This window comes from Blautia sp. MCC283 (assembly GCF_018785565.1).
GTDB lineage: Bacteria > Bacillota > Clostridia > Lachnospirales > Lachnospiraceae > Blautia_A.
The window spans coordinates 104937-125571 of the sequence record NZ_WQQB01000005.1; the positions used below are offsets into that span (position 1 = coordinate 104937).

The following is a 20635-nucleotide window of genomic DNA, read 5'->3' on the forward strand; positions in this document are numbered from 1 at the left end:
TCTTTCCTGCTAAAAACATTAATTCAATAATCGGGAATCAATTACAGCCAGCTTTCCAGGACATCATTCAGCTTATTCATATCCAGCGGTTTTGCGATATGTCCATTCATGCCTGTGTTTTTTGCCAGCTGTACATCTTCTGCAAAAGCATTGGCAGTCATGGCAACGATCGGCAGTTTTCCCTGTTCACCCGGAAGGCTCCTGATCGCTGCGGTTGCCTCATAGCCATTCATGACAGGCATTTGGATATCCATAAAAACAAGATCATACGAACCTTTCGGAGAAGCTTCCACTTTTTCAACTGCGATTTTTCCATTTTCTGCTATTTCCACTTCTGCCCCTGTCATCTGCAAAATTTCACCAGCAATTTCTCTGTTCAACTCATTATCCTCAACCAGCAGAATCCTTTTTCCTGTGTAGTCTGATTCTGACAACTTCTCCAGATAATTTCTTGCTGTTTTTTCTTTTCTGCCTGAAGTAAACTGCCGCAGTGTAGCCGTCAGCCGGGAACGGAACAGCGGTTTTGCAATAAAAGCATCTACACCTGCAACCTTTGCTTCTTCTTCAATTTCGCTGAATTCATAAGATGTCAATACAATGATGGTGATCTCTTTTCCTATCCGCTTCCGAATCTGTCTGGCTGTTTCTATGCCATCCATCTCCGGCATCTTCCAGTCTAAAATAACAGCAAAGTAATCATCTTTCAACTCATGCCGTGCATAACAGCGCTCAACCGCTTCCCTGCCAGAGAGAACCCATTCACCCATAATACCGATTTCCTTCAGTGTGGCAACTGTACTTTCACAGCATGTCTTATCATCATCCACTACCAGAACCGGCAGATTCATCAGATTTTTGTCCTGTTCTTTTTCTTTTTCCTGAAGCTCCAGGTAAATCGTTACCGTAATTCTGGTTCCCTTATGTAAGGTGCTCTCCACTTTAATATTACCATTCATCAGATTAACAATATTTCTGCTGATCGCCATTCCCAGACCAGTTCCCTGAACTCTGGTTGTCCGGTGATCATCTGCGCGACTGAAAGGATCAAACATGATTTTCTGGAATTCCGGTGACATACCGATTCCATTATCCTCAATCGTAAATTCATAGCATCCAAGCTCTGAAAATCCATTTGGCTTTTCCTCTATGGAAAAAATAATATTCCCACCATCCGGTGTATACTTGATCGCATTACTCATCAGATTCACAAACACCTGCTGAATCCTCAGACTATCACCGCAGACATCCTCATGTTCAATGTGATTAATATGTATATCAAAATTATGTTTATGTTCATCAAGCACCGGTTTCGTAAGCGTAATAAGATTATCCACCAGTTCTGACAGATTGAAATCTTCCTGTGCCAGCGTCATTTTTCCGCTTTCGATACGTGCCATATCCAGCACTTCATTGATCAGCCCCAGCAGATGACGGCTTGATTTTGTAATTTTGCTGAGACATTCAATGACTCTGTCCTGACTCTCAATATTTGCTCCTGCGATCGCTGTCAGACCGACAATAGCGTTCATCGGTGTCCTGATATCATGGGACATATTGGAAAGGAATTCTGTTTTCGCACGATTAGCATTTTCTGCAGAACAGTAAGCCTCTTTCAGTGCCTGACGGGATTCAATCTCTGCTTTTTTCTCCTGTGTCACATCCATGGATGCCAGCAATACTTTTACCAGTTTTCCATCCTCCCATTCCAGGGGTATGTAAGAAGCGATCTTATAAGTCTTTTCATCCTGGCTGCAATACTCAAACTTATAAATATCATTTTCACTTTTCAGTTTTTTCCGAATATTATCCGGGGCTATCAGGATATCTATAGCTTCCAATGGTTCCAGTGTCTTATATTTTTCAAGAACCTGCATCTGAAAATCATGATAAAATCCCAGAGGTTTATATATCATCTGTCCATTCAGATTGTAGAATTCATACCTGTCATTTTCCAGATCACAGACAACAAAACGGTCAACCAGACGCACAATACTCTGGATCAGCTGCTCCATGGAAGCATTATCCGCTGCCATCTGCAGATGCCGTGCACTCTCCACCTTTGTCTCTGTGATATCCCGCAGAAAGATCATGGCATATTCTGAATCCTCTATCTCGCCGCGTATGATCACATTACGGACCCATCGTTCTTCTCCATTCAGAGTGATACGGCACTCCAAAGCCAATTCGGTTTCCAGACCCTTCAGCCTTTCTGCAATATAACCACGGTCGTAAAAAGAGGATACCGCCTTCTTATCTTTCTCCACAACATAGGAATCCACAAAATGCCGAATCAGTTCATCCCATGTATGACTCTGTTCAAAGACGGTCATCAGGGACGGCTCAACCTTAAAGGTATCAAAAGTATTCGCTTCCAGATTCACATAATACTCGCACAGATCTGCTTTTGTAAAAGCCCGGTGGAAAGCAGCAGATTTTTGTGCCTGCATGATTTCTTTTTTCTCCCCATCAATGTTAATAAAAATCCCGGCAATCCTGCTGGCAGAACCATCCAGACGGCGTATTACTTCTGCCGATGCCCGAAACCACTGGTATTGATTATCCTTCATTCTCATACGATACTCTACCTGGTATTTTATCTGGTTCGTCTTATCCTTAATTGCCGCCTGAAGCTGCACCATTACTCTTTCTTTATCCTGTGGATGCAGAAGATCTGACCAGGATTCCAGTTTATTCGGAAAGTCCAGAGTGTCATGATAGCCAAGCATTTTTCGGAATTCATGACTCCAGTTTGCATTCACAATCTCACTGTTTTCGTCACAGTCAAAATACCAGAAGCCGGAACAGATAGCCTCATTGAGCAGTGCCAGATTTACATGATCCCAGTTGACCTGTACAGACATAACCCAGATCTGTCTGCCCGCCTCATCTGTCGCATCTTCTTTATAAAGCCGTACATTATTCACTGTACCGTCTGCTGTAAGGATCTGTGATTCCCCTGCTCCGTGAAGCTGCAAAAAACGATCTCGATCCAGTATATCTTCCTCGCCATAAAAGAAATTTTTCAATGAGCCGTTTGTCTGCTTCATAAAAGAGTCGAATGTATATCCTGTACTATGTAACAGCAGATTGCTCACAGATAAAACAGACAGGTTTTGGTCATAATATCCTGTCATTATGCCTACCCCGCCATTATTTTCCAGTGTTTTCTGTACTGCCTGTGACATGGCCTGTGTCTGTCCTGGTACAGTCTCACCTAAGGAATATATTTTGTCCTCATAATTTTTCATTTTATAAAAATCCTCTCTCCGTCTTATGCCTTCTTCACCCTGCTTTTATCTGTATACAGAAAACCTGTCCCTGCCAGTTTTGTTACCCATTTTTGCATACAAAAAGGACACTTGCCAAAATCTGCCAGTGTCCCTATTATATTTTTTTAAATCACACATCTATATAGTATAAAAGGTATCGGAATCTCTTCTGTTCAAACATCTTTTCCATATATTATGTTGATATGGAAACAGTGGCAACCGGCTGACATGGTCAAGCTTTCTGACTTTAGTCCCTTCTGGCTTTGCGCCCCTGCCTTTCAACAGGTTTGCCTTTAAAATAATTTTCATTTTTCCCAAAATAAAAATACCATGAAGTTTTTTACACGTCAATAATATTGGATAGAAAATCTGTATATTTTTTTATCTTGGTATAGTTGTATAAGTAGTCAATTACATTTAATACATTCCGTTCAACATTTTTTTGATATTTTTTCTTTTCCCCCCACTGTAAAACAGCCTCTGAGCGTTTCGTTATATAGAGGGATACAAATAAGAGCAAGATCCACCCATGTTTAACAGTATTGCCGTTTGGCATCCTGTTCTCCTATGGGATTTATCTTGATGGGGATCTCCCCATACCCTCTCAATAACAGACGTTTCACTTGTCTGTTGGTTCCACCTGAAAGTGTTCACAGCACTATTTCTAATATCGGAAGGGACAGCCGATATTGAAATACGTGGACTCCCGGAGGGAGGAATAGTCTCAGTGGAAGGAGGAGTATGAGAACAGAAAACAAAGATAAAGAACTGAATCACAGACATTTTATAGGATTACGTCTTACCGATGGAATTGAATCCATACACTCTATGATTACTGAAACTTTATTTCTTTTCATCAAGCAAAATAACACCTTGCGCCGGATTTTTATCAATTGCACCAACTATCTCATGTGGAACATATGGCTCTTCAAGATATGCAAGGTCTTCGGCAGTTAATTTAATGTCAAATGCTCCGGCTGAATCATCCAGATACTGCGTTTTGGTTGCCCCAATAATAGGCGATAGAATTCCCTTTGCCCACTGCCATGCAATGGCTATCTGGGACATTTTGCAGTTATACTTTTCGGCAAGCTCCGCTACACGTTTAACTATCTGTATGATATCCATACATGGCAGATGCACCAAGTGCCCTGACCTTTCCTGCTTTTACCAGATCGTGCAGTGCCTCCATAGTTTCTTCAATTGGTGTATCATAGTCAAATCTATGGATGATATATAAATCAAGATAGTCGGTTCCAAGACGTGACAGAGTTCCATCTATTTCCCTCATGATTGCCTGTCTTGATAAACGACCTTCATTAAAATATACCTTGGATGCAATCACAACCTGATTTCTCGCTACATTTTTCTTCAATGCTTTACCTAAATATTCCTCACTTGTTCCTGCTGAATATCCATTTGCTGTATCAAAAAAGTTATATCCCAAATCAAGTGCATGTTTGATAACATTCTCACTTTCAGCTTCATCCAACGTCCAGTCATGCATGGTTCCAGCTTTCCCAAAACTCATGCAGCCCACACATAATTTTGACACTTCTATATCTGTATTTCCGAGTTTACCGTATTCCATAGTGCTCTCCTTATCTTAATCCAGCGTACTCTTTCTCCGATACCGCCTCACACCACTCATTGGAACAATCCACTCCCGGCACCTCAATTGCCAGATGGGAAAACCATTCATCCGGAGCGGCCCCATGCCAGTGCTTTACATCTACCGGAATGTTAATACAGTCACCCGGTTTCATTTCTACCGCATCCCTGCCTTCTTCCTGATAAAACCCTCGGCCGGCTACACATACTAAGATCTGCCCGCCACCGCTTTTTGCATGATGAATATGCCAATTATTCCTGCATCCGGGTTCAAATGTCACGTTGAAAATGCCAACCTGAGAAGTGGAAATCGGTGCAAGAAAACTTCTGCCAGAAAAATACTGTGCAAAACCATCATTTGGTGCACCAATTGGAAATACCATCTCTTTTGCATGCGCCCGCATCGCTTCCTCTTCGTATGGCAAATCTCCTTCGCCTGTCTCCCACACTTCCTTTGCAAGATTGAAAACAGCCCATGCTTTTGGCCATCCTGCATAAAATGCGACATGTGTGATTACTGCGGCAATCTCTTTTTGTGTTACACCATGATTTTTTGCATTTTGAAGATGATATTTTAAAGAAGAATCTGTAATTCCGGAAGCCATCAGAGCAACCACTGTGATGATACTTCTTGTTTTTACGTCAATATCCTGGTTATTCCAGTTTTCACCGAAAAGGACATCATCGTTAAAATGTGCAAACTCCGGTGCAAATTCACCAAGTGCATTTCTTCCTGCTGTCTGTATTATTTTTCCCATTTTCTGTATACCTCCATAGCACTGTTATTTATAAAGATTTTACCCACTCACTGATTTCCTGTTTTGTTCCACGGTTTAACAGGCTGCCTTCTGTGATAACCGCATCCGGTGCGGATGGCTGTAATTCCTTTACAGTATTACCGAATCCACTTCCACCGGATGTTGCAAAGAGCACAATCTTTTTGCCACTGAAATCATAGGCTTCCAAAAATGTATTGACAATTGTCGGAGCTACATACCACCAGATTGGGAATCCCAGAAGGATCTCGTCATAAGAACTCATATCCATCTTTTTCTTCATAATCTCCGGTCTGTATTTCTTATCACTCATTTCCACACTACTGCGGGATTTTTTATTCATCCAGTCAAGATCAGCCTTTGTATATGGAACTTTTGGCTCAATCTCAAATAAATCCGCTTTTGCTTCCTCTGCAATCATTTCTGCTACTTTTTTTGTTGTCCCGCTTGCACTGAAAAATGCGACTAAATTTTTACTCATAATAAAAATCCCCTTTCTTTGCGAATTTTTCGTATAAAAATAGATGTATAAGATTTGAATTTCTCTTATACATCTATTTTATACCTGATATTTTTATTATGTCTAATGCTTATATTGAATTCCATTCTATGCCTGAAAAGCATTTATTTCTTCTATCATTTTACTGACCGCCAGAGAATATGGAATGTTTCGTCTCCAGGCAATCACAGTACTTGTTGTGATTTCAGGAGAAATTCTTCGCTGTACAAGAATATCCTCCCGCCAATACTTTGCAGCACCTTCGATGGATACCGGATAGCCCAGTCCATTTGCTGCCATAACTCCGGCATTCGTTCCAAGATTACTTGTAAAAGCAATCTGCAGTTTCGAAAAGTCTTTTCCAAACCAATTGGCAAGTTCACTTTGAACATTTACTCTTTCCGGCAGGATCAATGGTTTTCCAATAAGATCTTCTTTTCTTATAAACTCTTTTTCTGCCAGCGGATCATCCGGCCGCATTCCAACACACCAGTGATCGCAATCTGTGATCCGGATATAATCCAGCCCTTCGGTGTCCACCGGCTCCATGAATAATGCAATATCTACAAGTCCTTTGTTCATCATCTCATACACTGCATCTGCTGTTGCAGTATGCAATACAATCTGAACCAGCGGGTATTTTTCTTTATATGTTTTACATATCTCCGCCAATGTCTCCACCGCTGCAAATTCACCGCATCCAATGGTTATATTTCCCTCTACAACATCTTCTTTTCCTTTCAGTTCCTCAAGTGTTTTTTCCTCAAGATTAAGGATCTCCAGGGCACGCCTTTTTAATAAAATCCCCTCTTCAGTAAGCGAAATTTTCTTCCCGCTTCGAATAAATAATGTTACTCCAAGCTCCTCTTCAAATGCCGCCATTTGTCTGGATAGCGTTGGCTGGGTAATATGCAATTGTTCTGCTGCTTTTGTAAAGCTCTGTTCTTTTGCCACCGTCAGAAAATAGCGCAATAGTCTTAATTCCATATTTTTTGTTCCCTCAACTTTCGATTTCACGACATCATTTCTAATACAGATTTTACCGTACTTTTTAATCTCAGTCCATCCTTTATACCCAGGCGATAGAAAAACTCTTCTGTCTCTGCTCCGCTGGCAAATATTTCATCACAATACTTCGTAAGCACTTCCTCTTGTTCCGGAGACAGTGTTTCCAAAAGCTTCTGGTATTCCTTCTCTATATTTTCATTAAATGGCTGTGTATCTTGATTTGATTTCCATTCAGAATATGCTTTGCTCATACGATTGGAGATCATCTTATCAACAGACTCCTCTACGTCTTTTGACATCTTTGAGGGAGACTCTTGCTTTTGAACTTTTTCGTTCTTCGCTTTTTCAAGTGTTGACTCGTCAATATAGTGAATAATTTCTCTCAGATTTGCCTTCATAGATTGCAGGTATCCTCTCATCAGCACTGCCAGTTTCTCACTTCTGACTCCAATGCCAGGACAAATGCTCCTGCAGCCAATACGCCTACCAACATGAATTCAGCGATTCCCAGGATAATATAATTCATGTACTGCGTGCGGTACCAAATGATGGTACACACAAAGTCAGCCTCATTGATGCGCCTTCCATCGGACTTTGCTTCCGCAGTTTCCTTCACTATCCCTTCTCTGGAATCTGTTTCCACAAGTCCCTTTCGGGTCATCTTTTTGACCGCATGTCTTTTCGCCTTAAATTCCTCCAATCGCTTTCACCTCCTTTCTCCCCAAATGGATAAAAAAATAAGGCCATCTATCGTGGATAACGGTAGACGACCTCAAGTTATATACTTCTTTATGATGTTATTACTTTGTATTTGTGTTTTAATGCTTTTGACAGTGCAACATTTGTAAATGGAACAATCTGATCATTTTGCAAGCGGCCAAGGACAATACCCGGATCTCTGTCAATTCTTTCAGCAAATCTGCGGATAGCATTTTCGCTAAACTCATTCATTCTAACGAAAGCCTCATATTCTCCCGGAGGGATCAATTTGTCTTCCGCATATTTATCTGCTGCATCCTCCTGTCCAGCGTGCTCATTTTCAAACGTAATTCCATAATCACCATTAATAATATGGCCAATCTCATGGAACAGAGTAAACCAAAATGTATCTGAATAGAAACGTCTGTCATTCACCATCAGCATTACATTCTGCCCAATCTTCTTGGTTGCACCATTTATTCCTGAACCCGGAAGATTTGGAAGTATTACGAATATTACTCCCGCATCTTCAAAGGCCTTCCTAATCAGTGGATAAAAATCACCATGCTGTGTTGTTAATGTCAATGCATAATCAACAGCTTTTTCAAACTTCTTTTTGTCAAACTTAGGTGCTTCTATCTTCAGTGCCTGATTAATTGCGATCTGAACCATTGCATTTGCTCTGGCAGTATTAGTCTCTTTCATATCCTCAGATGCACTTCGGAAACTAACTGTCATATTTTGCTTTGTAAAAACAGATAATGATGCAACATTTAAAAATTCACGTAGACACTTAATCTGCTCATTTGTTTTTCTCGGAAGATCAGGCAATCCAAAATTCTCTCTGAAATATGTGTACTGAAAGTATTTGAAAATTCTTCTTTCCTGCTCTAATTCCTTGGATGATTCAAACTCAGCAATCAAAGCGTCATAGCTCTTCTGAAGATTCAGCCAGTAGTCAACACTAGTCCCTAACATTCGAGATAATTTCATGGCTATATCGATTGATAAGCTTTGCTCCCCACGTACCAGAATACTTAAATTCTTTGGCGTGGTATCTAATCGTTTTGCAAAATCTTTCTGAGAAAGTCCACTTTCTTCAATGATTTCTTTGATATAGTATCCAGGATGAAAAGCAATCTTATCATTATATTCAATATAATTACTCATAATGCTTACTTACCTCCTTTACTTCAACAATTCTAACCACACCAGCAATTTCATCAATATTACAAGGATCATAAGGTTCTTCATTCTCATCTAATGGCTGAATAATAATACGCCATGGATCTCTTCTCGTTTTTACATCTATAGCAAAAAATCCATCCATATTGCCACTCAACTTATGAAAATGAAACGTCGGCATCATTACTATATCCTTAATTACACTCGCCTGCTGCATAGCATTTATTCGGGCAAATAGGCTGGTTGCTAATGCAGCATTCCCGCCAAACAATTTTTTTGCAGTCTTTAAATCGGTACATTGTTTCTGAACTTTGCTGTTATTGTATAGTAGCTGCACGTTTGCCATCCTTTTCAAATTACCCGTTGGGTAATCTAAATATACCATCAGGAGAGGCTCTAGTCAATAATTCACACACTCTTTTCACAATTATTCTTCCATTTCCTTCTGCTTTCTGGCTTCAACCTCTGGTGCTAGAATATAAATAGTACAAACCAAAATGAGAAATTCCAAATACACATAAGCATGATACAATAGAGGCATGCTGAAGGAGGATCTCATATGGCAAAGCAACATGACAAACAATTTAAACTTGATGCAGTCCAGTACTATCAGGATCACAAAGATCTCGGAGTACGTGGATGTGCAGAAAATCTTGGCATCGGATACAGCACATTAACAAAATGTCTGAAAGACTTCCGGGAATCAGGTGATATTCCTGTTCGTGGTTCTGGTAATTATGCATCTGATGAGCAGAAGGAATTGCCCGTCTCAGACGTGAATTACGTGATGCCCAAGATACACTTGATGTGTTAAAAAAAGCAATCAACATTCTGGGAAAATGACGGAAGCCATTTATCTTGAAGTGTCTGAGAAGACGGAAGCTGCCAAAAAGACTGGACGCCGGGTTTCCGTCTCCGGAATGTTGAAATTTTTAGGTGTCTCTCGCTCAGGATATCTTGCATGGCTCCACCACGTACCTTCTGATACAGAAAAACGTCGTAAAGCTGTAAAAGCAAAAATACAGGATATTTATGATGATTCCAAGGCTCCTTCTTAAAATATATAGATTTCACAAATCCCTATCGATATACATTCTTCTGTCATAGATGTATAAAGATTTTGCACAGTTCGTCTTTTTCATAAAACTTATTCTGTTTTTCAACTTCTGTGATATAATGCTTTATTATAATAATTCCCATGGACAAAATGAGGTGAACCAAGTGAAAAAGAAAACACTTGTGCCTCTTATCACTTTTTTACTGGGCATATGCCTTATTAGTTTGATTGTATACAAAACAGACACCCACGAAAAAGAGCAGAGACACATAACAGCACAATTAAACGTAGCCACCTATGGCGAACAAATAAAGAATGAAATTACAAATGGAATTGAGATCACAGATACCTTGAAGCAAATCTTAATAAGTGAAGATGGCGAAATCCGTCAGTTTGAAACAATTGCAGGAAATCTTATGTCTGATTCTATTGAAAGTGTACAGCTCGCTCCTAATGGTGTTGTTACAGATATTTATCCGGCTAATGAAAATGAGGCAGGTAAGATTGATTTGATCCATGATAAAGACCGCGGAAAAATTTCCTGTTACGCAAGAGACAACTATACAATCATTACGCAGGGCCCCTTCAAATTAAAACAGGGAGGATATGGAATTGCAGTCCGCAATCCCATATACCTGAAAGATAAAAACGGACATGAGTATTTCTGGGGATTTACTATTGTTATCCTGCGTGTTCCGGATATTTTTTCAGATTCAATCAGTGCACTTTCAAATTTTGGATACGAATACAAAATTTCAAAAACAGACGCTCCATGGAGTGATACTTATAAAGTGGTTTATCAATCAGATGGGCAAATAAATCGTCCTGTTTCTTATACATTTACAATAGGAGACGAAAACTGGAAATTTGAAGTAACTCCTAAAAGTGGATGGAGAAATGCCACATTACTGATAATCATCATCGGAATTTTTCTTACAATAAGCCTTCTCCTGTCAGTTCTTACCAGAGTATGGTTAGTAGCAAAAGAACATAAGAAAAAGTTTCAGATACTGGCGCGCACAGATTCTCTTACAAATATTTATAACCGCTATGGATTTGATGAATTTGCAGAAAAAATGATTCAAAAAAATCCAAAAACACATTTTGTGGTTGCGCTCCTTGATATCGATGATTTCAAGTTTATTAATGATATCTATGGACATAATTACGGAGACAGGGCACTAAAGAATCTTGCAGACAGCATGAAGACTTTTTTCCCATCCGATGCATTACTCGGAAGAAATGGTGGTGACGAATTCTGCATTCTTTTACCAAATTGTACCTTTGCAGAAGCAGATATACAGCTGCAGAAATTCACCAAACTTCCTAAATCATTCTCATACCATGGTAAGGAACATGCATTTTATATTTCTCTAGGATATGCAGAATATCCAACATTTGCATCCAATCGTTCACAACTCATGCGCTGCGCAGATGCCGCTCTTTATGAAATAAAGCTTCATGGAAAAAATGGATGTATGGCCTACAGAGAAGGACTTCGGTCAGGTGCCCGCAAACAACTTGGATTCGCATTCAAGGATATCTCTGAACATCTTCCAGGTGCATTCATCATATACAGAGCTGACAAAAAAGATGATGAACTAATTTTTGCAAATGATGAATTTCTTCATATGTCCGGATATAAAGATATAGATGAACTGTTCAGACTTACTGAGAAAAGTTTTCGCAACTTGATTCGTGAAGATGAACAGCAACAGATAGAATCAAGTATCTGGGAACAGATTGACAACGGCAATGAAAATGACTATATTCACTTTCATCTTCGAAAAGCTGACGGAACTTATTTTTCTGTTCTTGATCATGGAAGAATTGTAGAGAGCCCGCAATACGGGAAAGTATTTTATGTATTGTTCATGGATTGGGAAGATATGCATATTCGTTACAATGATAAATTCGCAAGATAAAATATTGCAAAAAACAGAGCGTATGATCTATTTACAAGCATCAAAATATCCAACGATTCCTATATATCCGTCTTTCTTCATAGGAGACTACAATGTATGCAGTTTCAGACTATACATCTGGCTATCATTTTCCACCTTCGCTTTTATCTGCACAGAGATTTCTTTATTTTGTACAGATGTCTGATGTAACAAAACACGAATATTTGGTGGCTACACCCCCAAGCCCCTGTAGAATAAATAACGCCAGTACTGGATATCAAAAATCCCGCACCGGCGTTATTTATTAAAATATTTTGTTTTTTAATCTTCAACACTCTCTACTGAAACTTCTTTTTTCTTCCTACTTTTACCAGAAATCATCTTGTGTCCTGTATAAATAGCCATAATCATGCAAAGCAAAGAACTTGCTGCAAAGTACTTATGGCCTTCTTTTGATCCCTTATAACCTGTATAAAAAGTTCCAAGCATTGTAATCAGTGCACCGATAGACCAATATTTATGTGATTTCATTCAGATACCTCCTGCCGTTTTTCTTAATCATATACCTTTTAAAAGATATATACAAACTTGAATTGTTCAAGCTTTTCAAATACTAACGTCCTTAATTCTGTTCAATAATTGATTTATAGTAGTTACCAAAGTCAGCAAGTGAATTAACAATTGGAAGCATTTTTGTTCCGAGTTCCGTTAAGCCGTATTCAACTCTCGGTGGCTGCTCATGGTAATCGTGGCGATATGCCAGCCCATCACTCATCATTTGTCTTAAACTATCTGTCAAAACCTTTTGTGAAATACCATCTATACTTCGTTGTAGCTCATTGAATCTCCATGGACGCTCTTTCAAGTTACGCAAAATCAGCAGTTTCCATTTTCCTCCGATAAGAGATACTGCTGTTGCAACTGGGCATTCCGGTAATTCTTCTTTTGCTCGCATAATTCTCACCTCCGAGTCTATTGTAACACATTCATTTTTGAGTGTGCAGTTACAAAAAGGTGCGTACTTGTTTTTGTATGTGTCTCTCACTATACTAATACCAAGCAACCAGAAACCACAAATTAAACCATGGAGGTATTATTATGGCAAATTACACAAAAACAACTATTGGAAAGGAAAACCGAATTGAGTTGCATGAAAAGTTGTCTTTAACAGGTGCAGAAATCAGTTTGAACGAACTACCTGCAGGAGCAAATGTCCCATTTGTTCATTCTCATAAAGAAAATGAAGAAATCTATGGAATTCTTTCAGGTAACGGCAAAGCCATAATTGATGGAGAAGAAATTAGCCTTTCATCTGGAGACTGGCTAAAAATCGCACCTGCTGCAAAGCGTCAGTTTTTTGCATCCGATATTTCTGGAATTACTTATATCTGCATTCAGGTAAAAGAAAATTCTCTGGAACATTTTACAGCAGAGGATGCCGTAATCGGCTAATTAAAAGTATTTATTTACAAAAATGCACAGTTCACGATAAGCTAAGAACTGTGCATTTTTGTTCAATATTACGTTTTCTCAATTTTTCAAACAAGAAGTTATCAGTGATTATCTTTTAGAAAACAGCCAAATCCAAGAACACCTAGGACATATCCCCAAAAATTATTTGTTGTCACAGCAATTCCTAAAAGTATTATTGCAATCCCCAATAACTCAATCTTAATTCCTTTCATCGCAAATATCTTCGTTACAAACTGGAAGTTAGCGATTTCTTTTTCCGGTATTCTCTGTCCCACGGATTTCCTCATGATAGAAATAATCTACGATCACCGGATGTCCCTGCGGGACTCTGCCATAAGGCATTTCATTATCCACAAAGGCACAATCATACTTCTTAGCCATTTTCTCAGCTTTTACTTCAAGTGCTTCAAAGTAGCTGCGGTTATGCTTGTTATAGATCTCGTCGTAAAGTGGTACAAGATCAGGATATTTTCCGGCGATATAATTCATAATTGTCTTTTTGAAACCGCCTCGAAGATTGAGATTTTCGAGCCAGAACAGATCGCACTGATCCTTTACCCGCTCAAAGATTGCTTCAAAATCCGTGATACCGGGAAATACCGGGGATACGAAACAGACTGTACGGATACCTGCCTCATATACCTGCTTCATAGCAGCGATACGGTGCTCAATGCTCGAAGCAGAGTCCATATCGTTCTTGAAATTTTCATCTAGTGTGTTGATCGACCATGAAACGGTTACACGTCCAAGCTTCTTCAGTAAATCAATATCTCGTACCACAAGATCCGACTTTGTGCAGATCAGAATATCTGCGTCACTGCCGATCAGCTGCTCCAAAAGTTTTCTGGTATTCCCGAATTGCTCCTCCTGTGGATTGTAGCCATCTGTCACAGAACCGATGACCACCCGCTGTCCGGCATATTTCTTCGGATTTTTAATTTCCGGCCAATACTTCACATCAAGGAAAGTGCCCCATTCCTCCTTGTGCCCGGTAAAGCGCTTCATAAAAGAAGCATAGCAATACTTGCAGGCATGTGTACAGCCCACATAGGGATTGACCGAGTAACCGCCTACCGGCAGACTAGACTTAGTCATGATGTTCTTTGTTTCCACCTCACGAATGAGGATTCCATTTATTACTTCTTCCATGATTTCTGTACCTCTAACACTTTATTAAATTCTTCCGGCATTTCCTGAATCATATTTTCATCCCCTATGATAGGGACAAGGTCTTCCTTCATAAACACCGGAATGCCGAGCTTATGTGCCTGGTCCGCCAGAGACCATGCCCATTCCGGCTCCGTATGAATCTTCCTGCTCTGAGCTCCGGTCATGGTGCCCACAACAATCCAATTGATTTCGGAAAGGTCAACTGTGCCGGGATCGTCGAATAACGGCTCAAAGGTAACATGGTAATGTTTGGCTCTGACGTTTTTCCGAAGGGCGTCGATACGCCACAGTTCTGCTTTCCTCGTCACCGTAACGCCAAACCATGCGTTTTCCAGATCGGTATCAAAATCCAGCAAATCAGGTCGCTTGGTAAGGAACAGGAACTGATGCTGTGGATTTTCACGGATCTTTGCAAATACCTCGTCTCTCCATTCCGGCTTCCATCCGGAGAGATCGCTCATCCCGGTAAGAAGAAAGTTCTGCGGACGTTTCTTTTCCATCATCTTGAGCTTACCCGGAAAGAATTCAGGGTCAGCGAAGTCATCAATCATATGCCAGCGTTTCACGTTGTTGCGGGCATAGCAATATGTACACCCCACTGTGCAGCCAATGACGATATTCATGTTCTGAATCTGATCTTTGATACAAATACTCATGACTTCTGCCACTCCTCAAGATTCTTTCTGATGCGGTCGAGACATTTCTCAAACCGGGTAATTTCTTTCTCTGAAAAACCTTTGTAGTAAATACTGCCCATCTCATCAGATACAGAATCGTACTCGCCCTTTAAGGCATGTGCTTTCTCAGTCAGAAACAGGAGTGTTTTCCTTTTGTCCGTTTCAGACTGAACACGGCTTATCAGCCCTTGATTTTCCATTCTTTCCAGCATCGTAGTAAGAGATGTTATCGCTAATCCGCATTTAGTCGAGAGTGACCTGATTGAGATACCATCCTCCTGCCACAGCACATAAAGAATACGTCCCTGGGCTCCATTAAACGCATCAATATTCTTTTCACTGAGAATCTTCTCAAAAATCCGGTCTCCAAGCTGTTTTATTTTTGTGACAAGAAATCCTCCATTCATTTCCATACAAAAGCTCCTATATAGTAGTTTATTAAAAACATACTATATAGGAGCTTTATTGTCAAGAGTTTATATGTCTTAATAGGTAAATTCCATTTTTTCAATTCTCCAAACTGGAAGTTGACTTGCCTATTTTCTTAAAATCTCATGTGGAGCTTCTATTTCATTTGCCAAGGTATGCTCTGTTAACTCTGACATTCCATTGTGCATTGTTGATTTCAAAACATTGGAAATTTACTCACTACAAGATTACTGGAGATCATATTTTGTCCGAGATTATTATGTAGAAATGGATTTTGATGATAATATAGTAAGAACAGAAGTATTTTATTTGCCAGAACGTCAATAACAAATATGGGAAAGAGATGGTACTACATGGGAATAATTAAATATTTTAGAAAAAAGTACTGGGAAGCAGCCATTTTCAGAGGTGGGCGACGTATACCATTTACCTGTGATGGATTAACAGCTGTTCCTGATAGCGCCTATGCATTGTTTACTGAAAAAGAGTTAGAAAAAATTTACGAAGAAAGAGATATTTTTCATGAGCGGCTAATGCATATGATTGATTCTTTTTAATCACATGTACATCAGAGTTTTATATATTACTTATGATATTGTGCCGGCTTTGTCGCTTTGTATCAGCCGAATGAATACAAGAAAAGGAGCTGTCGGGAAATAGACAGCTCCTTCAAAGAAAATCTGCAGGATACCTTTCTTCTTTCCTTCTGTAAGTTCATTCCACCCACACTTTTCTCTGGATCTTTTCACCTGTTCACTTGTAAGCCCAGATTTCTTGCCATTCACCCTTTCAAGAACCTCTTCTACCGTCTGCTGATAAATTTCCTTCATCACTTCCGCCTCATCGTTTCTAAGTATTTACTACCTGAATTTCTTATGCAATGAAAGACCTCTTTGAAAAAAATATAAAAAAAAGACCTTCATTGCATAATAAAAAATGCAATAAAAGTCTCACCATTTCCTTATGATACCGGATGCTTCCACCGTACTGACACCATCACAAACACAATTTGTTAAGCGCAGGTTACTCCCCTTTATTGGATCAAATCCAATACCAAAAGTAACATGATTGTCAAGATACTTTATCATTACTTTTTCATTTTATGTTATACTTTTTACATCGTTAACACTATTAAAATAAATTCTCCGGAGGTGAATCAAATGGATCATACGAATAATTCCTGTTGTTGTGGTGAAGCGGAACATTTTTCCGGATGTCTGATTTGTGGTGCTCCTATTACGTATCGTGCTGAAAGCTCTATTCAGACGTGTAGTATCTGCCATAAAGAGCAATTAACCAATGCGGTCTGTGAAAATAGTCACTTTATCTGTGATGCCTGTCACAGCTATGGCACATATGCTCCGGTAATCGCAGCGCTCAGAGACAGTACCGAAAAAGATGCTTTGCTTCTTCTGGAAAAAATTATGGATCTTCCATCTGTACATATGCATGGACCAGAGCATCATGCAATTGTTCCGTGCGTTCTTCTGACAGCGTTTCGCAATAATGGAGAACATATGAATTACGATGCTGCACTATCTGAGATCTGTAAAAGAGCGAAGCAGGTTCCGGGCGGTACCTGTGGTTACTGGGGTGTCTGTGGAGCTGCTGCCGGAGCCGGTATTTTCATGTCCGTTATGACTGGATCCAGTCCACTTCACAAAGATGCATGGCCGTTTCCTCAAAAACTTGTTTCCATTATTTTATCCAGACTGGCAGATGTTGGTGGACCTCGCTGCTGCAAGCGTACCAGCAGAATTGCCATTGAAGAAGCTGTTCATTTTTACAGTCAGTTTTGTTCTGTAAACATTCCGTCATCTTCTATAACGTGTAAATACTGCGAAGATAATCGCGAATGCATCCAGGAAGATTGTCCATACTATTCTGAATAACAGGCAAGGCAGTGATTCCATGATACCACGAAATCACTGCCTTGTAACTCGTTTGCCAGGATACAGCGCCCCATCTTCCCACTTTGCTTTTTTGCAGTTCCATGAACGAATATCCTTCTCTTCCAAAACACTCCTGATTCGTTCTTCTCCATTGTCCGATGTAAAAAGCGCTGTAATTTCCTTTTTTCCATCTACAATTTTCACACAATAATCTACCAGTTCCGGAATCTCAAACAGCAATTCATCCATCTCTCTGATACTTCCCAATGGATCCATCCGCTTTACAAAGTCCAGGCGTTTTATTTCACTTCCACAGAGGCATCTTCCTGGAATGATTCTTGACCAGTCACCGGTTCGATATCGAATCAACGGCTGTGCTTCCATTCCAATGGTTGTAATCACCAGTTCTCCCCATTTACCGTCCGGCAGCACATTTCCGTTCTCATCTATAATCTCTGTAATACAATGGTTTTCCCGCATATGCATGCCCTCATGCGCCGTGCAGCAAATGGCACCTCCAAGCCCCATCTCTCTGGAACCATAGTGCGGCCAAAGTCGTGTTTGCAGAATTTCTTCGATTGCTTTCATGACAGTTTTCGGACAGGCATCTCCGGATACCAGTGCTCTTTTTATACTGCCTTTTCCGCACATTCGAAGCATGGACAGCAATGCCGTCGGCATTCCCACATACGTATCCGGCTGCTCCTCTTCCAGAATCCTGTTCAGTTCGCCATAAGTTCTTCCTGTCCCGGTTGAAAGAGGTTTTGCTCCCAGACGTCTGATTGCCTCCGCGATCAGTTCTCCTAATCCAAAAGGACCTGAAAATGGCATAGCCACCATCGTTATACTTCCAGGATAAATAAATTCACCCAGACCTGCCATAAAAAGTTCTATGGTGTGTTCACAGTCTCCCTCTGTATAGAATACACGTTTACCGGCACCGGTAGTTCCGCTTGTCTGTTCTGATATCACTTTCTGTACTTCCCCCTGGGAGCAAAGCAGCATCCTGCCTCCATCTCGTGCCAGATCTGTTTCTGTCGTAAAAGGAAGGCTTCTCAAATCTATCAGGCTTTCCAGTCTTTCCGGTAAATCTCGGTAAAAACCCTCTCGTTCTTTCTCTCTCTTCAGTACAATATTTAATTTCTCCAGCTGTATTCTGTGTATTTCATCTCTTGTAATCTCTGTAATGCCTTCCTGCTTACAGATCATTGCATCTATATTCGATCGTTTCACTTTCTGTATAAATATATTCCTTTCGAATTCGTCAGATTATATGCACAAAATGGCACCATTCCATAATCAGAATCCACCTCGCAGATATAACATCTTTTCAGACGTTCAAGATCCAGATTCCATGCATCCTGAAAAATCATCCCTGATACTGCAAAAGTTTCATTATGAACCCGGATCAGGAATTCATCCAGTGCATCTGTCTGTGTCATTTCATCATCACTAAATTTTTTTGTGCTATAGCTCCACTGATTTTCCACATACTGTCTGGAATCATCGCTGGTAGTACAACAACATCCTCTGCCTGATTTCTTTTCCAGGAGTTTCAGTTCCCTCTCACCTTTTTTCAGATAACTTGCATGAAAAGAACAATATGGATTCTCTGCTCCACCACCGGCGAAATCCTTGCTTTTCATAAGCCCGTCAGTCTGTTCCTCGATCAGCTTCAACATCTTTGGTATGGTAATCGGAGCTTGTGGACGCTGCTGAGAACATCTGCCAAAATAGCTGATCGGCTGGAAATGTACTCCTCTTACAAATGGCATATGATCCATCGCAAACTTCAGAATATCTCCAACCTGCATGTCATTTACTCCTGGCGCAATGACAGGTACCAGAGCAATTCCCAGTTCCGCTTCCGAACAGTTTAACACAGCCTTTTCTTTCAGTTCTATCATAGAGCGTCCGCGCAATGTCTGATACACATCATCTGTGACACCGTCAAACTGAAGAAATACTGTATTCAGTCCTGCTTTTTTTAGTTTTCTGGCATATCCTGCTTCCTGCGCAAGACGGATTCCATTGGTATTCAATTGAAAAAATGTAAACCCTTTTTCTCTACCCATATGTATGATCTCCGGAAGATCCTCCCGCATGGTTGGTTCTCCACCTGAGAGCTGAATATTGAATGGTCCTCCATGATCCATCAGAAAATCATATTGCTTTTCTATTTCATCAATTGAAAGATCACCGTTTTCCAGACATTCTCCTGCCGAAGCAAAGCAGACCGGGCAGTGCATATTGCAGCGCTTTGTCACTTCCAGTATCATACAACAGCCTTTTCGTTCGTGCTCCTCACAGAGTCCACAATTATCCGGGCAGGATTTCTCTTTGATTTTGGGATTTACCGGAGTCTCCGCAGACAGGTTTTCTCTTCCCCAGGAAAGATACTCTGCTGCCGTTCCTTCCCAGATCAGTGTCTGAAACTTTCCGTGGATATCACATTCTTTCACCAGATAAATGCCATCTTCACCAATACATTTTTTTGCCGTAAGTACTTTCATACATATCGGGCATACACTTTTTGTTTTACCCAGCGTAATCATAGTTCCAATATTCCCCGTTCTGTCAGTATTTCTATCACTTTCGTATAAGTATCTGCAATCAGCGCAGGACATTGCTCCATAATCACTCCCCAATCCAAATTAGAAGTGATATCCTTACAATAAAAAGCACCAAATTCTTCTTCGGTCTTCTTATGGAACCACTGATATAATTCCTGCACAGCCGGTTTCATCTGTATATCTTCTTTCTCCTGCGGAGCCAGATTGCCAAGGAACAAACCTATCGCACAGGCTCCTCCTGTCAGGCAGCCACAGGTATCTCCACAGTAACCGATCCCACCGCCAAGACCTCCCAGAGCCTTTACAAGCTGTGGATTTTCCTCACCTATGGCTTCCAGTGTCATAATCATAACCATTTGTGAGCAATGATAACCCATACTGCTAAGTTCTATGATTCTTTCATAAAGATCCAT

At 40.3% G+C, this 20635-nt stretch carries 23 protein-coding genes, 2 pseudogenes and 1 riboswitch; of the genes and pseudogenes, 5 read left to right on the forward strand and 20 right to left on the reverse strand.

Features of this window, described 5'->3' with window-relative positions:
* Positions 1–41 precede the first annotated feature (41 nt).
* The 9 genes and pseudogenes from GPK81_RS01780 to GPK81_RS01820 all read right to left on the reverse strand — a co-directional run bounded on the left by GPK81_RS01780 (position 42) and on the right by GPK81_RS01820 (position 9432).
* Positions 42–3248, reverse strand: a complete 3207-nt coding sequence (locus GPK81_RS01780; protein ID WP_215706418.1) for a hybrid sensor histidine kinase/response regulator — start codon at positions 3246–3248, stop codon at positions 42–44.
* A 232-nt stretch (positions 3249–3480) separates the two neighbouring features.
* Positions 3481–3571, reverse strand: a riboswitch (cyclic di-GMP riboswitch).
* Between the two features lie 541 nt (positions 3572–4112).
* A pseudogene (locus tag GPK81_RS18410) lies at positions 4113–4860 on the reverse strand (aldo/keto reductase).
* Positions 4861–4870: 10 nt separating this feature from the next.
* On the reverse strand, positions 4871–5638 hold the full coding sequence (locus GPK81_RS01790; protein ID WP_118071534.1) for a carboxymuconolactone decarboxylase family protein: 768 nt from the start codon (positions 5636–5638) through the stop codon (positions 4871–4873).
* Between the two features lie 28 nt (positions 5639–5666).
* Positions 5667–6137, reverse strand: coding sequence for a flavodoxin (locus GPK81_RS01795; protein ID WP_005426704.1), 471 nt, complete (start codon positions 6135–6137; stop codon positions 5667–5669).
* Between the two features lie 126 nt (positions 6138–6263).
* Positions 6264–7142 (reverse strand): LysR family transcriptional regulator, encoded by an 879-nt coding sequence (locus GPK81_RS01800; protein ID WP_021650153.1) that lies wholly within the window; start codon positions 7140–7142, stop codon positions 6264–6266.
* A 26-nt stretch (positions 7143–7168) separates the two neighbouring features.
* On the reverse strand, positions 7169–7561 hold the full coding sequence (locus GPK81_RS17825; RefSeq protein ID WP_237972460.1) for a hypothetical protein: 393 nt from the start codon (positions 7559–7561) through the stop codon (positions 7169–7171).
* A 20-nt stretch (positions 7562–7581) separates the two neighbouring features.
* The gene (locus tag GPK81_RS01810) at positions 7582–7863 is read right to left on the reverse strand and encodes a hypothetical protein (RefSeq protein ID WP_148445658.1); all 282 of its coding nucleotides are present in this window, start codon (positions 7861–7863) and stop codon (positions 7582–7584) included.
* A gap of 89 nt (positions 7864–7952) precedes the next feature.
* Complete coding sequence (locus tag GPK81_RS01815; protein ID WP_021975931.1) at positions 7953–9032, reverse strand: HigA family addiction module antitoxin; 1080 nt, start codon at positions 9030–9032, stop codon at positions 7953–7955.
* The gene (locus tag GPK81_RS01820) at positions 9025–9432 is read right to left on the reverse strand and encodes a type II toxin-antitoxin system RelE/ParE family toxin (RefSeq protein ID WP_215706419.1); all 408 of its coding nucleotides are present in this window, start codon (positions 9430–9432) and stop codon (positions 9025–9027) included. The genes GPK81_RS01815 and GPK81_RS01820 overlap by 8 nt, the downstream gene beginning before the upstream one ends.
* A 174-nt stretch (positions 9433–9606) precedes the next feature.
* On the opposite strand from GPK81_RS01820, the gene GPK81_RS01825 reads away from it, so the two are divergent.
* Together GPK81_RS01825 and GPK81_RS01830 are read left to right on the forward strand one after the other, a co-directional pair.
* On the forward strand, positions 9607–9861 hold the full coding sequence (locus GPK81_RS01825; protein ID WP_215706420.1) for a helix-turn-helix domain-containing protein: 255 nt from the start codon (positions 9607–9609) through the stop codon (positions 9859–9861).
* Between the two features lie 407 nt (positions 9862–10268).
* Positions 10269–12029 (forward strand): diguanylate cyclase domain-containing protein, encoded by a 1761-nt coding sequence (locus GPK81_RS01830; RefSeq protein ID WP_330627457.1) that lies wholly within the window; start codon positions 10269–10271, stop codon positions 12027–12029.
* Positions 12030–12329: 300 nt separating this feature from the next.
* Here the strand turns inward: GPK81_RS01830 and GPK81_RS01835 are convergent, their stop codons facing one another.
* Both GPK81_RS01835 and GPK81_RS01840 read right to left on the reverse strand, forming a co-directional pair.
* Positions 12330–12539: a DUF6219 family protein gene (locus tag GPK81_RS01835; protein ID WP_008392833.1), complete on the reverse strand. Its 210-nt coding sequence runs from the start codon at positions 12537–12539 to the stop codon at positions 12330–12332.
* Between the two features lie 91 nt (positions 12540–12630).
* Positions 12631–12963, reverse strand: a complete 333-nt coding sequence (locus GPK81_RS01840; protein WP_008373705.1) for a winged helix-turn-helix transcriptional regulator — start codon at positions 12961–12963, stop codon at positions 12631–12633.
* Positions 12964–13106: 143 nt separating this feature from the next.
* On the opposite strand from GPK81_RS01840, the gene GPK81_RS01845 reads away from it, so the two are divergent.
* Entirely contained in the window at positions 13107–13460 is a 354-nt protein-coding gene (locus GPK81_RS01845; protein WP_118052952.1) for a cupin domain-containing protein, read from the forward strand.
* A gap of 101 nt (positions 13461–13561) precedes the next feature.
* Here the strand turns inward: GPK81_RS01845 and GPK81_RS01850 are convergent, their stop codons facing one another.
* The 5 genes and pseudogenes from GPK81_RS01850 to GPK81_RS18415 form a co-directional block, all read right to left on the reverse strand.
* Entirely contained in the window at positions 13562–13756 is a 195-nt protein-coding gene (locus GPK81_RS01850; protein ID WP_092071048.1) for a hypothetical protein, read from the reverse strand.
* Complete coding sequence (locus tag GPK81_RS01855; protein WP_215706422.1) at positions 13722–14630, reverse strand: radical SAM mobile pair protein B; 909 nt, start codon at positions 14628–14630, stop codon at positions 13722–13724. The genes GPK81_RS01850 and GPK81_RS01855 overlap by 35 nt, the downstream gene beginning before the upstream one ends.
* Complete coding sequence (locus tag GPK81_RS01860; RefSeq protein WP_215706423.1) at positions 14618–15307, reverse strand: radical SAM mobile pair protein A; 690 nt, start codon at positions 15305–15307, stop codon at positions 14618–14620. Before GPK81_RS01860 ends, GPK81_RS01855 begins: the two co-directional genes overlap by 13 nt.
* Entirely contained in the window at positions 15304–15741 is a 438-nt protein-coding gene (locus GPK81_RS01865) for a radical SAM mobile pair system MarR family transcriptional regulator (protein WP_215706424.1), read from the reverse strand. Before GPK81_RS01865 ends, GPK81_RS01860 begins: the two co-directional genes overlap by 4 nt.
* 123 nt (positions 15742–15864) lie before the next feature.
* Positions 15865–15933: pseudogene (locus GPK81_RS18415) on the reverse strand (LPS biosynthesis protein); the annotation flags it as partial.
* 177 nt (positions 15934–16110) lie between these two features.
* Between GPK81_RS18415 and GPK81_RS01870 the strand changes: the two are divergent.
* A complete protein-coding gene (locus GPK81_RS01870) occupies positions 16111–16314 on the forward strand; it encodes a hypothetical protein (RefSeq protein WP_044960377.1) in 204 nt (67 codons plus the stop codon).
* 30 nt (positions 16315–16344) lie between these two features.
* Here the strand turns inward: GPK81_RS01870 and GPK81_RS01875 are convergent, their stop codons facing one another.
* Positions 16345–16587, reverse strand: a complete 243-nt coding sequence (locus GPK81_RS01875) for a cation-transporting P-type ATPase (RefSeq protein ID WP_015526489.1) — start codon at positions 16585–16587, stop codon at positions 16345–16347.
* Positions 16588–16917: 330 nt separating this feature from the next.
* Here GPK81_RS01875 and GPK81_RS01880 point away from each other — a divergent pair, with 330 nt between their 5' ends.
* Complete coding sequence (locus GPK81_RS01880) at positions 16918–17649, forward strand: DUF5714 domain-containing protein (protein ID WP_215706425.1); 732 nt, start codon at positions 16918–16920, stop codon at positions 17647–17649.
* A 33-nt stretch (positions 17650–17682) separates the two neighbouring features.
* Here the strand turns inward: GPK81_RS01880 and GPK81_RS01885 are convergent, their stop codons facing one another.
* Genes GPK81_RS01885 through GPK81_RS01895 form a run of 3 tightly spaced genes read right to left on the reverse strand, consistent with a single transcriptional unit; the run spans position 17683 to position 20635 of the window.
* Positions 17683–18858: a DVU_1553 family AMP-dependent CoA ligase gene (locus GPK81_RS01885; RefSeq protein WP_015526491.1), complete on the reverse strand. Its 1176-nt coding sequence runs from the start codon at positions 18856–18858 to the stop codon at positions 17683–17685.
* A gap of 20 nt (positions 18859–18878) precedes the next feature.
* Positions 18879–20204, reverse strand: coding sequence for a radical SAM (seleno)protein TrsS (gene trsS / locus GPK81_RS01890; protein ID WP_118071546.1), 1326 nt, complete (start codon positions 20202–20204; stop codon positions 18879–18881).
* Positions 20201–20635 carry a DVU_1555 family C-GCAxxG-C-C protein gene (locus GPK81_RS01895; RefSeq protein ID WP_021650124.1) on the reverse strand — a complete coding sequence of 145 codons (435 nt, stop codon included), beginning with the start codon at positions 20633–20635 and terminating at the stop codon, positions 20201–20203. The genes trsS and GPK81_RS01895 overlap by 4 nt, the downstream gene beginning before the upstream one ends.

What these genes read in the sequence shown, in the direction of transcription:
- GPK81_RS01780 (WP_215706418.1), bottom strand. Translation starts at nt 3,248, where the DNA reads ATGAAAAATTATGAGGACAAAATATATTCCTTAGGTGAGACTGTACCA.
- GPK81_RS01790 (WP_118071534.1), bottom strand. Translation starts at nt 5,638, where the DNA reads ATGGGAAAAATAATACAGACAGCAGGAAGAAATGCACTTGGTGAATTT.
- GPK81_RS01795 (WP_005426704.1), bottom strand. Translation starts at nt 6,137, where the DNA reads ATGAGTAAAAATTTAGTCGCATTTTTCAGTGCAAGCGGGACAACAAAA.
- GPK81_RS01800 (WP_021650153.1), bottom strand. Translation starts at nt 7,142, where the DNA reads ATGGAATTAAGACTATTGCGCTATTTTCTGACGGTGGCAAAAGAACAG.
- GPK81_RS17825 (WP_237972460.1), bottom strand. Translation starts at nt 7,561, where the DNA reads ATGAAGGCAAATCTGAGAGAAATTATTCACTATATTGACGAGTCAACA.
- GPK81_RS01815 (WP_021975931.1), bottom strand. Translation starts at nt 9,032, where the DNA reads ATGAGTAATTATATTGAATATAATGATAAGATTGCTTTTCATCCTGGA.
- GPK81_RS01820 (WP_215706419.1), bottom strand. Translation starts at nt 9,432, where the DNA reads ATGGTATATTTAGATTACCCAACGGGTAATTTGAAAAGGATGGCAAAC.
- GPK81_RS01825 (WP_215706420.1), top strand. Translation starts at nt 9,607, where the DNA reads ATGGCAAAGCAACATGACAAACAATTTAAACTTGATGCAGTCCAGTAC.
- GPK81_RS01835 (WP_008392833.1), bottom strand. Translation starts at nt 12,539, where the DNA reads ATGAAATCACATAAATATTGGTCTATCGGTGCACTGATTACAATGCTT.
- GPK81_RS01840 (WP_008373705.1), bottom strand. Translation starts at nt 12,963, where the DNA reads ATGCGAGCAAAAGAAGAATTACCGGAATGCCCAGTTGCAACAGCAGTA.
- GPK81_RS01845 (WP_118052952.1), top strand. Translation starts at nt 13,107, where the DNA reads ATGGCAAATTACACAAAAACAACTATTGGAAAGGAAAACCGAATTGAG.
- GPK81_RS01855 (WP_215706422.1), bottom strand. Translation starts at nt 14,630, where the DNA reads ATGGAAGAAGTAATAAATGGAATCCTCATTCGTGAGGTGGAAACAAAG.
- GPK81_RS01860 (WP_215706423.1), bottom strand. Translation starts at nt 15,307, where the DNA reads ATGAGTATTTGTATCAAAGATCAGATTCAGAACATGAATATCGTCATT.
- GPK81_RS01865 (WP_215706424.1), bottom strand. Translation starts at nt 15,741, where the DNA reads ATGGAAATGAATGGAGGATTTCTTGTCACAAAAATAAAACAGCTTGGA.
- GPK81_RS01870 (WP_044960377.1), top strand. Translation starts at nt 16,111, where the DNA reads ATGGGAATAATTAAATATTTTAGAAAAAAGTACTGGGAAGCAGCCATT.
- GPK81_RS01875 (WP_015526489.1), bottom strand. Translation starts at nt 16,587, where the DNA reads ATGAAGGAAATTTATCAGCAGACGGTAGAAGAGGTTCTTGAAAGGGTG.
- GPK81_RS01880 (WP_215706425.1), top strand. Translation starts at nt 16,918, where the DNA reads ATGGATCATACGAATAATTCCTGTTGTTGTGGTGAAGCGGAACATTTT.
- GPK81_RS01885 (WP_015526491.1), bottom strand. Translation starts at nt 18,858, where the DNA reads ATGATCTGTAAGCAGGAAGGCATTACAGAGATTACAAGAGATGAAATA.
- trsS (WP_118071546.1), bottom strand. Translation starts at nt 20,204, where the DNA reads ATGATTACGCTGGGTAAAACAAAAAGTGTATGCCCGATATGTATGAAA.
- GPK81_RS01895 (WP_021650124.1), bottom strand. Translation starts at nt 20,635, where the DNA reads ATGGATCTTTATGAAAGAATCATAGAACTTAGCAGTATGGGTTATCAT.